General features: G+C 52.7%; 12 protein-coding genes. 5 read left to right on the top strand and 7 right to left on the bottom strand.

What is annotated here, in order from left to right; all coding sequences use genetic code 11:
- Window position 1: 1 nt before the first annotated feature.
- Genes U8T64_RS03035 through U8T64_RS03020 form a run of 4 tightly spaced genes read right to left on the bottom strand, consistent with a single transcriptional unit; the run spans window position 2 to window position 5447 of the window.
- Window positions 2–970, bottom strand: a complete 969-nt coding sequence (locus U8T64_RS03035) for a Gfo/Idh/MocA family protein (RefSeq protein WP_322180834.1) — start codon at window positions 968–970, stop codon at window positions 2–4.
- Window positions 967–2349, bottom strand: coding sequence for an alpha-amylase family glycosyl hydrolase (locus U8T64_RS03030; RefSeq protein WP_322180832.1), 1383 nt, complete (start codon window positions 2347–2349; stop codon window positions 967–969). Before U8T64_RS03030 ends, U8T64_RS03035 begins: the two co-directional genes overlap by 4 nt.
- The gene (locus U8T64_RS03025; protein WP_322180830.1) at window positions 2336–4159 is read right to left on the bottom strand and encodes a sensor histidine kinase; all 1824 of its coding nucleotides are present in this window, start codon (window positions 4157–4159) and stop codon (window positions 2336–2338) included. Before U8T64_RS03025 ends, U8T64_RS03030 begins: the two co-directional genes overlap by 14 nt.
- 28 nt (window positions 4160–4187) lie before the next feature.
- A complete protein-coding gene (locus tag U8T64_RS03020) occupies window positions 4188–5447 on the bottom strand; it encodes a helix-turn-helix domain-containing protein (protein ID WP_322180828.1) in 1260 nt (419 codons plus the stop codon).
- Window positions 5448–5779: 332 nt separating this feature from the next.
- On the opposite strand from U8T64_RS03020, the gene U8T64_RS03015 reads away from it, so the two are divergent.
- The 3 genes from U8T64_RS03015 to U8T64_RS03005 are packed head-to-tail and all read left to right on the top strand — an operon-like array spanning window position 5780 to window position 9458.
- Window positions 5780–7549: an extracellular solute-binding protein gene (locus U8T64_RS03015; protein WP_322180827.1), complete on the top strand. Its 1770-nt coding sequence runs from the start codon at window positions 5780–5782 to the stop codon at window positions 7547–7549.
- Window positions 7550–7574: 25 nt separating this feature from the next.
- Window positions 7575–8507, top strand: a complete 933-nt coding sequence (locus U8T64_RS03010) for an ABC transporter permease (protein WP_322180825.1) — start codon at window positions 7575–7577, stop codon at window positions 8505–8507.
- Window positions 8508–8567: 60 nt separating this feature from the next.
- Window positions 8568–9458 carry a carbohydrate ABC transporter permease gene (locus U8T64_RS03005; protein WP_322180823.1) on the top strand — a complete coding sequence of 297 codons (891 nt, stop codon included), beginning with the start codon at window positions 8568–8570 and terminating at the stop codon, window positions 9456–9458.
- Between the two features lie 235 nt (window positions 9459–9693).
- On the opposite strand, the gene U8T64_RS03000 is transcribed toward U8T64_RS03005, so the two are convergent.
- The 3 genes from U8T64_RS03000 to U8T64_RS02990 all read right to left on the bottom strand — a co-directional run bounded on the left by U8T64_RS03000 (window position 9694) and on the right by U8T64_RS02990 (window position 12520).
- The gene (locus U8T64_RS03000) at window positions 9694–10305 is read right to left on the bottom strand and encodes a lysozyme inhibitor LprI family protein (protein ID WP_322180821.1); all 612 of its coding nucleotides are present in this window, start codon (window positions 10303–10305) and stop codon (window positions 9694–9696) included.
- 342 nt (window positions 10306–10647) lie between these two features.
- A complete protein-coding gene (locus U8T64_RS02995; RefSeq protein WP_322180819.1) occupies window positions 10648–11196 on the bottom strand; it encodes an NUDIX domain-containing protein in 549 nt (182 codons plus the stop codon).
- Between the two features lie 31 nt (window positions 11197–11227).
- Window positions 11228–12520, bottom strand: a complete 1293-nt coding sequence (locus U8T64_RS02990; protein ID WP_322180817.1) for a DUF1015 domain-containing protein — start codon at window positions 12518–12520, stop codon at window positions 11228–11230.
- A 628-nt stretch (window positions 12521–13148) separates the two neighbouring features.
- Here U8T64_RS02990 and U8T64_RS02985 point away from each other — a divergent pair.
- Together U8T64_RS02985 and U8T64_RS02980 are read left to right on the top strand one after the other, a co-directional pair.
- Window positions 13149–14156, top strand: a complete 1008-nt coding sequence (locus U8T64_RS02985; protein WP_322180815.1) for an ABC transporter ATP-binding protein — start codon at window positions 13149–13151, stop codon at window positions 14154–14156.
- Window positions 14153–14857: an ABC transporter permease gene (locus U8T64_RS02980; protein ID WP_322180813.1), complete on the top strand. Its 705-nt coding sequence runs from the start codon at window positions 14153–14155 to the stop codon at window positions 14855–14857. Before U8T64_RS02985 ends, U8T64_RS02980 begins: the two co-directional genes overlap by 4 nt.
- Window positions 14858–14871 lie beyond the last annotated feature (14 nt).

Below are 14871 nucleotides of genomic sequence, written 5' to 3'. Positions count from 1 at the left end.
ATTATGCCTCCTTCGCGTTGTCCGATACTGTTTTTACAAGGCATAGGCCCTGATATCCCTCTTGAATGGGGCAGGAGCTTTTCTTTCCTGCCAGCACGGCCTCTACAAAGGCCCGCACTTCCTCCAAATACATGTCTACCTCACCGCATACGGTGGATTCCACCGGCTCCTCTCCGGAGGTGTCCCAGAACACGGCGTGATTGGGATCGGTAAACTGGGCGGTGACGTTTTCAAACACCGCCGTAAAGGGGTTTTCCCATTTGCCGGGAACCGCGCAGTTGGTGGCGGTAATAGACCCCAATGCTCCACTGCAAAACCGAAGCAGGGAAGCGCTGACGTCTTCAATGGTGTAATTCGGCACATCGGCGTGGCAGAGATTGGCCATCAACCCGGTGGAGAATTCGATGGGCCCCATCAAATAAAGGGCCATATCGTACAGGTGAATGGCCTGTTCCAGTATTTGGGATCCGCACTTATCCTTTTGCCGCCACCAGGGGCTGTGCAGGGAATTACACTCGTAGCGGGCGTTAAACAAAACGGGCTTTCCGGCTTTGCCGGAATCCATCAGTTTCTTCAGCTGGCAAACGGCTTCTCCAAACCGGTAGTGATACCCCACCTGAGAAATGACGCCGTTTTTTTCAATGGCCTCCACCATGCTTCTGGCGCGGCCTTCTTCCAGGGCAATGGGCTTCTCGATAAAAATATGGATCCCAAGGTCAGCCGCCTTTTCCACCTCGCCGTTGTGGGCGAAGGGCGGCAGGCAGAGAAAAAGCAAGTCCGGCTTTTCCTCCCGGAGCATCTTGTCAAAATCTGTATAGACGCGGGCATTATAAGACTGGGCCAGCTCATTAGCGGCGCTTTCCTTGACGTCGCAGACCGCCCGCAGGGAAACTGTTTCCAGCTCCTTCAGGCTTTGGGCGTGTCTATGGCCCATTCCCCCCGCTCCTAAAATTGCGGCACGCAGCATCATACATTCTCCTTTTCATTTCTTTTTTCACTGAGATAAATTTCATATCCGTAGGGCAAAAGGGTTCCCTGAATATGGTCTTTGCAGGAAACCGGCGCGCCGGTCAGGGCGTTTCGGTATGCTCTGCCGGCCTCGGCCGGAACGGAAAATTCCTGTTCTCTGTCGGTAAAGTTCAGGACCACCACCGCTTCCTGTGCCGATCCGGCAACAAAGCGGGAGAAGGCGTACCAGCCGTTTTGATCCTGGATCAGTTTGCGGTCTCCGTTTACGCGCAAAGCCTCCGTATTGGCACACAGCTTCAGAACACAGGCAAGCTTTTCCCGCATTTCCTTGGAAAAGCCCAGCTGCAGCAGGCTGCAGTCATCGTGCAGGATCGCGCCGGTGGTCACAATGGTGATAAGCTCCAAAAGGAACTGGGGCTCTGTCAGGGGAGTATTCCAATAGGTGCCCAGATAGGTGGTTCCTCCGGCCCGGATCACCGTTTCTCTCCAGGTGCTGAGGGCGGGCTCCAAAAGGGAGGGGTCTTCCTTTTGAATGGCTTCGCCGATCAGGGTGACCGGGTGGGAAAAGCGGAGAATGGAATAATCCTGAAGGGAATTGTACCCGGCTTCCAAAAGCCACCGCCTTAAGCTTTCCCCGGCGGCTCCTCCGCCCTCCGGCTGTAAATACTGGTTGGGATATTCCCGAACAACGTCGGTAATGCACTGGTTATTCAGGGTAAAATCGCAGTTTAAGTAACAAAAGGGCGCGTCGATGATCATGCCGTCAATGCCGGTATCCAGCCAGAACCGCAGGATTTTTTTACATTCCTCCTGCCAGGCGGCGGAGGCGAAATTGTATTGGGGCAGGGCCACGTCATTTTGAAAGCCCAGCCATTTGACCCAGTAGTATTTGCCCGCCCGGGGGCTGAATGCCCACTGGCCCTCCGGCTCTTTTCCGAATTCGGTGGAAAAGGTTTTGGGCGGGGGCGCGTCTTCTCTGTCGGACCAAAGAAAAAAGCTGGTTTCCCGGCTTTCTATGCCGCGTCTTACATCGTCCTGAGCCTTCAGAAAATCCACATTTTCCATGGCGGCATAGCCCACATTGATAAAAATGATCACGGCCATGCTTCGCCTGTGGCATTCTTCGATCAATTTCAGAAACTCTTCCATGGTGCCGATGGCGGGGTCCACAATGGTAAACTCATAGGGATCCAGCGCGCCGTATTGATCTCCTCCCCAATAGGGGGCGAAGATCTCAATGGCGCCTACGCCTTGCGCCTGGTACTCGTCCAGCATGGAGATGGTCTTTTGCAGCGGAATGCCGTCCCTGCGGGAAAAGACACGGGAGATGCAGGGGCAGGTTTCCCACCAGTTTTGTTTTAGAGCGCTAGTTTGGTTCATCTTGCCTTTCCTCCACTTTTATTTCCAGCAGCTCCGCCTCCGAGGGTGATAACTCGGCGGAGCCGCATGGCAGCGAAATGGTAATGGTGGTTCCCTGGCCCAGGGTGGAGCGGGCCGAAAGCCCATAGCGGCTTCCGTAGTACAGCTTGATCCTGTCGTTTACATTTCGAAATCCGATGCTGTTGCCGTTTTTGCTGACAACGGTGCCTTCCAGCAGTCGCTTCAGGGTATCCGGGGCCATGCCGGCGCCATCGTCCTGAATTTCAATGAGGATATTATTTTCCGCAACACGGGAGGAGATCATAATGGAAATGGTTTTCCGGTCGCAGGTCAGGCCGTGCCGAATGCTGTTTTCCACCAGGGGCTGCAGGGTGACCTTGGGGATCTGCGCCGCTTCCGTCAGGGGATCGATCTGATAGTACACGTTGATTCGGTTCCTATACCGTTTCTTTTGCAGGGCCAAATAAGCGCGCACCGCCTGCAGCTCTGATTCCAGAGAAACCAAGTCCTTTCCCTGGGAAAGAGTCTGCCGGTAAAAAACCCCCAGGTCCTCTACCGCTTCCCGAATTTCCTCCCTGGGGTGGTTATCGGAAAGCCAGGCGATGGTGGAAAGGGCATTGTATAGAAAATGGGGGTTGATTTGCGTTTGCAAAACCTCCAATCGGAATTTTTCCTTTTGCAGCTGCATCACGTAGGTCTCGTGGATCTGCCGCTTCAGCTCCAGCGCCATTTGGGTAAAGTTGGCGTCCAGCACGGCGGCTTCGTCTTTTCCCGTAAGGGGCGGGCCCAATTCCATTTCTTTCTTTCGAAAGGTCTCCATTTTGCGGATCAGGAAATCAAAGCGCCGGGAAACCTGCCTGGAAAACAGGAAGATCAGCGGCAAAATGGTCAAATTCGCCAGCAAAAAGAGAAGCCGGCCAAAGCTCCACATGGTGTCGGAAACCATTCCCGCTTCCGCCAGGGGCACAATGGTCATCAGCTTCCAGCCGTTACTTAAAGAAGAATCCTCCGTATAGTACCATTCGTTTCCGATCTGCACCTTGCCGTTTTCTTCCGGGAGCCAGCTGAAATCCTCCCCATAGTCCCCGTCGGAGGCGACAACAACAGCGCCGCTCTGGTCTAAAAGGATCATCTGAAAATCGTCCTGCGCGTTGATCACGTCTGTAATGGCACGGCCGTCCACTTCAATGGTCAGCATGCCGATGGGTACGCCCAGGTGCCTGGCGGAATAAAGAATTCTGCTGTAGGCAAAGCTTTGGTACTTGCCCTTCTCACAGTCCCGGTTGGAGGGGTCCCAGTATTCGTGGTTTTGAATATTCCGAAGGCTGGACCAGTACCCTGCCGTGCCAAGCTCCAGGATCTCCTGATATTCCGGCTGGCTTTTCATGTAGGTATCCAGGCGAATCAGATACGGGTAGGAATTGTGCAGGGTGGGGTTGGAGGAATACACCGTAATATGCCTTAAATAAGGCCAGCTCAGCCGGTTTGCGCCGTACTGATCCCAAATGCTTTGATACAGATCCAATGCTCCCAGAACGCTGGGATAGGGCTTTTCCAAATTGTTTTTCAGTTCGCTGTTATTCGATACCAGATTGGCCAGAGATTCGTAAACCAAAAACTGAGAATTCAGGATCTGGGTATAATTGACACTGCGGGAGCGTACGGTTTCCAAAACCTGCTCCTCCACAACACTCTGATTGTAGTACGTATAAAAAAGGCTTACAATGAAAAAGAGGATCCAAACGGAGACGTAGATGAAAAGCAGCTTCCCCTGCAGGCTCATATTGTGGATATGGTGAGAAACACGCATAGTCAAGCCTCCTTTTTGAACAGGATCCTTACTGCCTTGTTACCTGGCGGCGGTATTCGCCGGGGGTCAGTCCGAAGTACTTTTTGAATACCAGGTTGAAATAAGAAGGGCTTTCGTAACCGGTCAGCATGCCGATCTCCTGAATTTTATATTGCAGCTGACCCAGCATTCGGGCGGCGTGGTCCATACGCACCCGCTCCACATAGTCCATGATGGAAATTCCCATATGGCTCTTAAAGATCCGGCGGACATAGGAGGGAGAAAGATACAAATTTTCCACAATGGCCTCGGTGTTCAGCGGCTTTGCGTAATTTTCATCGATAAAGCGCTGAACATAGGTCACAATGGTATTGGGCTGAGAAGCCTCCTGCTGTTCCCCGGTATTTTTCTGCTTTTCATAAAACAGAACATGGCTCAAAGGAGAGCTTTCCCTTTTTTGCACGGCGGAAATGCTTTGCCGGGAAAGCTCTGAAAGCTGTTCCGGTTCTTCGGAAATATCGCTGATTCCGATAAAGACGTCCCGAAGCTGTTGAGAGTACAGCTGCTCCAAAAGCTTATCGGCCGTTTTGGAAAGCCGGTCAATGGCACTGCTTTCCTCCATAAAGCCGGGTAAGGTAAACACAATGGCGGCGGTACGGTGATCGGTGACCACCGGAACCAGTGCTTCCATTTCTTTGGCGAAGCGCTGCAAAAACGGCCGCAGATCATACATGTCCGCACAGCTGGCGGCGGAGAATACAAGGGAAAACACCGCAAGCTTCTTTCGCTCCAGAGAATCGGAAAACGGCGGCTGAGCAAGGAGCCTTTTGGTTTTTTCTTGGGGCGCGGTCAGCGCGTGCCGCAAAAGATGCTCTTCCTCCGGAGAATAAAGAAAAACTGGAGCGTCCGCGCTCAAAGGGCGCCTTCTGTCATTTTGTGATCTGGCAGGCAAAAGCTTATACAGGGCCCGAAACAGCTCTTCCCGTTTTACCGGCTTCAGCAGATAGGAGCTGACGCCTAAGTCGATCCCCGCCCTGGCGGCCTCAAAATCTTCATAGCCGGAAATAATAATGGAATGGGGGGCATACTCCTGGCAAGGGACTTGGTTCAGCATTTCGATCCCGGTAAGGACCGGCATGGCCAGATCTGTCAGGATTACGTCCGGGCGAAGCTGCCTTGCCTTTTCCAGGCCTTCCTGTCCGTTTCTGGCCGTTGCGCAGATCTCCAGCGGCAGATCGAATCCCTTGATCATAAGAGATAAGCCCTGCAATTCAAGATCTTCATCATCTACCAATAAAATACGGCACACAGCCACCTTCCCCCTTTCCCCCTTTTTTCAAGAGTATTGTATCACAAGAGGATTTTAATTATCAACGCCAAGTTGGTAAAAAGGACAAAAAATAATACTGATTGCCATTATTTTATATAGATTTCGTTGCCATGCACCTCTATAATAAAATTTAAAGAAACGCTGAATCAATCTGGCGCGCAGGATACGTGCCAAGCCTGATGGTGTGATTTATTCAGTGCTTCCTTAGACCAGCTTCTCGAAGGTACGTATGCCTTGGTTTCTGAGGGTGAAAACCGCATACAGCTTTTCAGGAAGCAGAAAAATACTTTTGAACAGAGGAGGCCCTTGTTATGAAAAAAGAGATCCAATTGACAGCCGTTTTGTTAGCGCTGGTACTTCTGATCTGTGGGTGCAGCGCTGCCCCGGAAACCAGTTCTGCTCCCGTGGGCAGCACCACGGGGACAAGCAGCACCGTTTCCGATCAGGGAACCGGTACGGCGGAACCTATTGAGTTTGAGATATTTATTCCCGACCCGAATAAAAAAATTCCGCCGGAAGACGCGCCTGTAATGCAGCAGCTGTTTGAAAAGACAGGGGTGCGCATCAAATACACGGTTCCGCCTACGGAAGCAAAGGAACGGCTAAATATCATGCTTTCCAGTGACGACCTGCCGGATCTGATCCGGTTTGACGATTCCAGTATCATGAAACAGTATATTGACGCGGGAAAGCTGCTGAAGCTCAATGACCTGCTGGAAACTCACGCTCCCCAGCTTTTCAACGTGAACTGGGAGACCTTCCGAAGCCGTATTGCCGATGAAAACGGCGATTACTGGTATATGCCCGGCAATTATACCTTCGGACAAGCCTATATTGAAGCCAACTACGGCTTTAACCTTCGCAACGATTATCTGGAGGAATTCGGCTATGAAAATGTGCCGAAAACCATGGCCGATATCAAGGAGCTTTTGAAAAAAGTGAAGGAGTGGAACCCGGATATTATTCCGATGGGCCTGGCCCTGGGTCCCCAGGGGCATCTGAACTACTTGCCGCAGATCGGCGCCGCCATGAATGGCCTTACCTATCTCGACAACTGGGGCGGATATTCCCTGTATTTACTGGATGAGGCAAAGGACGAGCTGGTGTACTACACGGATTCCCCGGAGCTCAAGGCTTTTTTCCAGTTCTTAAATGAACTGAATGTGGAAGGACTCATTGACCCGGAATCCCCTATCATGTCTGCTGAAATGCTGAAACAAAAGGCGGTTTCCGAGCAAATCTGGTCCTTCTTCGGTCCCTGGTGGGAAGTGAATTCCGAGGTAAACGCCTATGAGGCCTCCATCGGTTCTCAGGAACAGTCTGTGGTGGTATACCCCACCGCCGATGCTTCTATCGAGGTGGGTACCTATTCTCCTTATACCGTGGATATGTTCACAACAGGCGTTACGGTAACCACAAAATGTAAGGATCCCGAACGGTATATGGACTTTATTGAATACATCAATACGGAAGAGGGCTGGCTGAACGCCCAGGGCATTATCGATTACCATCATACCGGAGATAATACGGCAGAGTCCACGGAAGGATATGACTATATTATCCGCGAAGATATGCTCATCGATGGAAAACCTGCTTTTCAGTCCAGTTCCTGGATGGGAGATATGTGGGAATCCGATGAAAACTGGTGGTGGAACCGCGGCGTTGAGTGTATGGGAGATTTTACCTACAGCATCAATTTCCTGCACAAGAATTCCAGCTATGTAAAGCCCCCGGAGGACGTGAGCATTTGGTGGGATGAAAATACACAGCGGATCAATGCCCTGCTGGGCGTGACCGGTGAAAACTATCAGGAAAAGGAAAACGCCCGGGGCGTTGACGCCAGCGCGATTTCCGGCCTGGAGATCCTTTCGGAGGACGCTGCCTACACGAAGCTTCTTGCCGTTCAAAAGCTGCACGAAACAACGCTGCCCAGAATCATTATGGCAGGAAGCTCCGAAGACTTTGAGAAGGAATGGAATGCCTACGTGCAAGCGCTTAAGGAGGCCGGCGTAGAAGAAGTAATGGCAAAATATAACGAGCTCTACCACACGCGTATGGAGGCCTGGAGAAGCGCGGAGTAATTTCAGAAGGGTGTGAACGAACGATATGCGGCAGTATAAAAAAGCAGGGCGGAGTTCTCTTCGGAAATCCGTGTGGCGGCAGAAGACCCTGTACCTGATGCTGTTTCCGGCGATTTTATTTACTGTGATTTTTGCTTACGTTCCTATATGGGGTATTTTCACTTCGTTTTACGATTACAATCCCGGGCTGGGCTTTTCCGGAAGTCCCTTTGTAGGCCTGAAGCATTTCCAGCGCTTTTTCTCGGAGAAATCCGTATTTCTGATCCTGCGCAATACCGTTGCCATCAGCTTCCTGAATATTCTTTTCGGCACGGTATTTGCGATCTTGTTCGCGGTGCTACTCAATGAACTTCCCTTTGTGCGGTTCAAGAAAACCGTACAGACCGTTTCCTATCTGCCGCATTTCGTTTCTTTCGTGGTCGTTTCCAATATTGTACAGACACTTTTGGCTACAAACGGGCCGATAAACGGTCTTTTGGTCTCCCTTGGGGTTCTGGAAAAGCCCGTTGTTTTCTTCACGATCCCGGAGGCTTTTTGGTGGCTGGTCACGGCCATGAACGTGTGGAAGGAAATGGGCTGGTCTGCCATTATCTATATCGCCGCCATTGCGGGGATCGATCCTTCCCTGTATGAAGCGGCTATGGTGGACGGCGCCGGAAGATTGCGCCGGATCTGGCACATTACGCTTACAGGGATCCGCCCAACCATTGTGGTACTTCTGGTCCTGGCCGTGCCGGACCTGCTGAACGCGGGCTTTGACGCCTCCTATTTGCTGGGAAACGCTATGGTGTCCAATTTCAGCGAGGTGCTGGATACTTACATTTTCCGTGTGGGCCTGCAGGAGGGGCAATATTCCTATGCGGCCGCCGTGGGGCTTTTGCGCCAGGCGGTAGGGCTGGTGCTGATCCTTTCGGCAAACAAATTTTCCAAAAAGGTCAGCGAGTACAGCCTATTCTGACTCGGAAACGTTTCGTAAACCGCTCCGAAGTGAAATATTCAGAAAGGATCTCTGATGCCTATGCGTAAAAGTTGGCAGGACCGTGTTTTCAATGCGGGAAATCTTTTCTACATGCTGTTGGTATCCGCCTGCACGCTGTACCCGTTCCTGCATATTCTGGCCGTTTCCCTAAACGACGCCAGGGATTCCACCAGGGGAGGGATCACCATCTTTCCCCGGATCCTCAGCTTCGACAGCTACCGCACCGTATTTGGATATGAAGGCCTGTATCATGCCTTTTTCGTCAGCGTTCTGCGCACCGTGGCCGGTACGGCCCTGTTCCTGATCGTTACCACCTTAGCGGGCTACGTGATGACCAAAACACAGCTGAAGGGCTACCGCGTCTTTTACATGTTCTTTGTGGTTTCCATGTTTGTCAGCGGTGGTCTGGTTCCCACCTTTCTGCTGTATAAGCAGCTGGGAATTCAGAATACCTTTTGGGTGTATATCCTGCCCGGGGCCTTCAGCACCTATTACATGATCCTGTTCAGAACCTACATTATTCAGCTTCCGAAGGGCCTGGTGGAATCCGCCACCATCGATGGCGCGGGGGAATTTACCATCTTCAGAAAGATCGTGTTTCCCCTGTCCACGCCGATTTTGGCTACCATTGGCCTGTTTGTGGCAGTAAACCAGTGGAACGCCTGGCAGGATACGCTGTATTACACCTCAAACCCGGATCTGGAAACACTTCAATACGTTTTAATGAAGGTGCTCCGACAGGCGGAGGCCACCCAAATTGCCAAGCAGGCCCGTTCCGCCATGGCCAGAACGCTGGGAACCACCACCATCACGCCGGATTCCATCAAAATGGCGATCACCATTGTCGCCACGGTGCCCATTCTGTGCGTGTATCCCTTCCTGCAAAAGTTTTTTGTAAAGGGTATGGTGCTCGGCGCCGTGAAGGGATAGGCCTGGAAAAGACCTTCGCCGAATCGAAAGACAGACTGCCGCAGTTTGCCCTTTTGACCATAAATAGTGGAAGAGAAAAGCGAGAGAACCGCCAGACCTTCTCTCGTTTCCACTAGGATCTATTGGGAAAAACTATGAAGGTCTGAGCGGGGGGAAAAGTTTTTTCGATACATTCAAAGCAATAAAAAAAGAGAGGGGTATTCCCCTCTCTTTTTTTATTGCGCCGTTTGCCCTTTTATCCTACCGCGGAAGAGATTCCGCCTTCGGGCGAAGGAAATTCCGGCAGTTGGCCGGTGGCTTCAAAAATAATTTTACAAAGGGCCATGGCCCGTTCCCGGTAGAGGAGTACTACCTGCTGAGAAGAGGAAAGAACGCTTTCATTTGTGTCCCCGGCTTCTTCCCGGATAGCGGTGATCCTGTCCTCCACCGTGGTCTCCCATTCGGTCTGCTCCGCCTGCAAGGCGGACTTTTCCTCTTCCGGTGTTTGTTCCAGCGCCAGAGGATACACGGTATCGATCAGATCCCGCCAGCTTCTGGCGGCCTGGTTGCAGGCCTGGCGCATCATGGAGAAGGAGGAAGCCAGGGAGTAGTCCTGATCATATTTTTTATCAATGGGATTTTGAGAGAAAAGATCCTCAAAGGAGCCCTCCTCTACTCCGCTGGGGGTGGAGATCAAGTCCTCCGCCGGCGTAAACCGGGAGCTTTCCGGCGCCGGTGTGGAGGAAATTGCGCTATCAGAGCTTTCCGGCAGCGAAGAACTTTCCGGTTTCTTGTTTTCACAGCCCGCAAGTCCCAGCGCCATCACAGCGCAAAAGCCCATGCAAAGCCACTTCTTCAGGTTGTTCATAATGGTGACCTCCTTATTTTTCTGAAATGAGCAGGGAGCTGTAAGAATGAAGAATGAGCAATTTTAAGGACAAGGGCACAAGCGTTGCAGGTAACGCGTTTAGTTCCCTTAGGCTCCCCTTGCTTCGCAAGGGGAGCTGTCACGGCTTTGCCGTGACTGGGGGGATTGAAAGCTGGCGATTTCATGCAGCCTTCCTGCGCAAGCCCGATCCCTTCCGTCATGCTTACGCAGGCCACCTCCCCTTGTAAACAAGGGGAGGCTAAGGGCTAATAAATTTCAATTCAGCGAATTAAGTCCTTGCCCTTAAATTGCTCATTGCTAATTCCTCATTCCTAATTTGCCCTACAAGATCCCCTGCTCCACTAATTTGGCGGTTTTCAAAATGCCGATCTGGGTTTTGGCGTCGGGGATCTCATTTTGCAGCACCATTTCCACCGCCTGCTGCAGGGGAATGCGCTCATTGGTGAGAAATTCGCCCTCGTCCAGGTGCAGAGTGCCCTCGTCCCTTGTCAGGCGGCAGGCCCAAAGGCGAATGATCTCTCCCGCATAGCCGGGTGTGGGATAAATATTTCCCAGGGAGACATAGGTTTCCGCGGTGGTGCCGGTTTCCTCCCGCTGCTCCCGCTTCATGGCCTCAAAGGGATCTTCCCCCGGCTCCAGCTTTCCGGCGGGAAGCTCCAAAAGAACTTTCCCGTAGGGATAGCGGAACTGGCGGACAAGGATCAGTTCGTTTTTTTCTGTCAGGATCGCCACGCTGACCCCGCCGGGGTGCTCCACCACCTCCCGCTTGGTCAGCTTGCCGTTTTCCAGCTCCACCTCGTCCACGTGGACCCGAATGATTTTTCCGTTGTAGATCTCCCGTTCCGATTTTTTCAGCTCTGTCAGCTTCATATGGCGTCCTTTCTTTATCTTAAATAAAAAATCAATAGGCCTCGTCAAAGAGCCGGCTCATCACCAGGCCCGTAATGAGCTTCGGATAAAAATAGGTGGATTTCTGGGGCATTTTTTCCCCGGCGGCGGCTACCGCGCCGATCTCACTGACCCGGGTGGGGTTCAAAAGGAAGCAGCACTGGCTTTCCCCGGCCCTCACCGACTGCTCCGCTTCCTGGGCGGAACGGGTATAGCGCAGATTTTTCTGGGCCGCCATGTTTTCCTTATCAATGCCCAAAAGCCGCTCCAAAATCAGGCTGTGCAGGATCGTCACGTCCAAATTGCGGTAGGCCTGGCTTTTTTCCGGCAGCAGCTCCTCCATGACGCCGCTGTCCCGCAGTACAAGGGTATGCCACCGGGCCCCGTCAAAAAAGCCAAAGGCGTGGCGGCCCTCCTTATAAAAGGCCCACAGGGCGGTCTGCGCTTTTTCCCCGGTTTCCCTTTCAGCAATTTCAAACCAGGGTTCGCAGGTGTTCAGGAGCTTTTCGCTGTCAAGCTTCGGCAAGCCGCTCAAAAGCCTGTGGGTGGGAAATACCACCAGGCCTTCGTCCTCCATATCCACCAGCATCATCATCACAAAGTCCGCGTCAGGGCAGTACCGGTTTTCCTCCCGCAGCGTATCGCGGTACCGCAGGGCAGTTTCATAGCGATGATGCCCGTCGGCGATATACAGCTTCCGGTCTGCAAAATCCTCCCGCAGGGCGGCAATGGAAACAGGGTCGTTTACCACCCACAGGCGGTGGGTCACGAGACCGTCGGAAAACTCATATCTGGGAGAGCAGGAGGCGGCCAAGTTGTCCAGGCGCTGCCGGGTAATGTGCTTCTCGTCCGGATAAAGGGAATAAATCTGGCTGAAGTTGCAGCCAGTGGCCCGCATCAGCTGAAAGCGATCCTCTTTTGCCTTGCTGAGAGTCTCTTCGTGGGGCAGCACCACCCCGGCGGAAAATTCCTCCAGCCGCACCCGGCAGATTATGCCCCGAAGCTTTTTGGTTTCTCCGTGATCCACCCGGTCCAGAAATTCCTCTTCATAAATATAAACGCCCTCGTCCATATCCTCCCGAAGGACGCCGCTTTCCAGCCACTCCTTCAGAACGTTTCCGGCTTCCGAATAGGGATTTTCCCCCTTGGGAAGCTCCAGCCGGATCATATTGTAAGGATTTTGGGCAAGATAAGCCCGGTACTCCTCCTCGCTGATGATGTCATAGGGCGGGCAGACCAACTCCTTGATGTCCCCGGCTTTCCGGGTATCGTACCGCAGCGCCCGAAAGGGCCTGATTTCAGCCAAAGTGATCACCTCGTTTTAATTAGATGCCGGAACAAAAGCTTGATAAACTGTGCCCCTATTGTACACCGTATTCGGTTTTCCCGTCAAGGCCGCGGCGGAGCATTGAATAATGAGCAATTAGTACTTACCCTTGGCTCCCCTGAAAGGGGAGCTGTCACGGCAAAGCCGTGACTGAGGGGTTCTGCCCGAATAGCCGGTAAAATGCAGGTTTTATAGCAAGCTGGAACCTCTCCACCATGCTTACGCATGGTCCCCCTCCTCTTTCAGGGGAGGCAAGGGTTTTCTACTATTTGTTAGTTTGCTAAATCTCAATGAGCCGTTATCTTGCTAATTACTAATTACTAACTGCTATCCCCCGTTTTATCATGCTTCATTCACGGAACGTTCACAATGTCGGGTTATGATAGCAGTACTGCCCGGAGAGTCGGGACAGGGTATTGCAAATTTTCCGATTTTGCGGTACTATTTATAAAGGGAATTTTTGGTGAAAACACATGTTAGAAAGTTCGTTTCCTGCCGAAAACAGACAAAAGCGGGACAACGGCGTTTTTTAACCGAAGCAGAGCTCCCGTAAGTCAGGAAATCAGCCCTTTTGGGGCAAGACGGAAAACAGGAGGAATCAGGTCAAATGGTAGAGGTCAGAAACCTCACGAAGCGCTACGGCAGCAAGCTGGCGCTGGATCACGTGAGTTTTACAGTGGAGGAAGGCTCCATCGTGGGCTTCCTTGGCCCGAACGGCGCGGGAAAATCCACAACGATGAATATCATTACGGGGTATCTTTCCGCCACCTCGGGAGAGGTTTTGGTTTCGGGGAAAAACACCCTGGACGAGCCCCAGGAGGTCAAGAAGATGATCGGGTATCTCCCGGAACTGCCGCCGCTGTACATGGATATGACGGTGAAGGAATACCTGAACTTCATGTACGAGCTGAAAAAGGCCAGGCTGCCCCGGGAGAAGCATCTTTCCGAGATCTGCAAGCTGGTGAAGATTGAAAATGTTTACAACCGGCTCATCGGCAACCTGTCGAAGGGCTATAAGCAGCGCGTGGGCATTGCCCAGGCGTTGATTGGAAATCCCCCGGTTCTGATTTTGGACGAGCCCACCGTGGGCCTGGATCCCAAGCAGATCATCGAGATCAGAACGCTCATTAAAAACCTGGGCAGAAATCACACCGTGATTTTGAGCTCTCACATTCTGTCGGAGGTACAGGCGGTGTGCGAGCGCATCGTCGTCATCAACAACGGCCGCGTGGTGGCGGACGGCGCCACCGATACCCTGGCCCACGATCTTTCCAAGGATCACCGGCTGCTGCTGCGGGCGGAGGGCCCGGAGCGGGAAATGGTGCACGCTCTTCTGGGGCTGCCCCATGTGGTGGACGCGGTTTCCCTGGGTGAAAAGGAGCCCGGCGTGTTCGAGCTTACGGTGGAGTCCGAACCGGACGCGGACCTGCGCCGGGACGTGTTTGCCCTGCTGGCCAGAAAGGGCTGGCCTTTGCTTGCGATGAAAAATATGGATCTCACACTGGAGGATCTGTTCCTGCAGCTGACAAGCGGCGACGCTGCCCTGGCCCATTCTTCCGGGGAAACCTCCTCCGATGAGGCAGAGGAAGCCGAGCAAGGAGGAAATGAAGAATGAAAGCGATCTTTAAGCGGGAGCTCCGCTCCTATTTCAACGCCCCCGTGGGCTATGTGTGCATTGCCGCCCTGGCTGCCCTTTACGGCTATTTCTATTATCAGGTCATGGCCCTGGGCTCCAGCGGCTATATCCGAAATGTGTACGGTACCATGTTCTCCTTCAGCATGATCGTGATCCCTATCATTACCATGCGCAGCATGACGGACGATCAGAAGAACAAAACAGACCAGGCGCTGCTGACCGCGCCGGTCAGCGTTACCGCCATAGTGACCGGGAAGTTCCTGGCCTGCTGGTTCGTGTTCTTTATCGCCTCCACCCTGGGCCTGCTTCCGGCAGTGGCCATGAGCTTCTTTTCTTCCCCGGCCTGGGGCGAGATCCTGGGCAACTACCTGGGGACTCTGCTGTACGGCGGGGCCATGATCTCCATCGGCGTGCTGATCTCCAGCCTGACGGTGAGCCAGATCATTGCCGCCATCGGCACCTTTGTGGTGTCCGTGTTCCTGATGTATATCGATAACCTGGCCACCGCCATTTCCAATAAAACAGTAAGCGCCCTGGTAAGCTGGCTTTCCTTCAACAGCCGCTATACCACCTTTACCCAGGGTATTTTCAGCGTATCCAGCACGGTATTTTTCCTCAGCGTGATCGCGGTATTTTTGTTCCTGACCGCCCGCAGGCTGGAAAGCCGCCGCTGGAACTAAAGGAAAGGGAAGGA

This window comes from Neglectibacter caecimuris (genome assembly GCF_034335015.1).
Lineage (GTDB): Bacteria > Bacillota > Clostridia > Oscillospirales > Acutalibacteraceae > Acutalibacter > Acutalibacter caecimuris_A.
The sequence above is the reverse complement of the archived record's forward strand: the minus strand, read 5'-3'. Positions and strand labels throughout refer to the sequence as shown.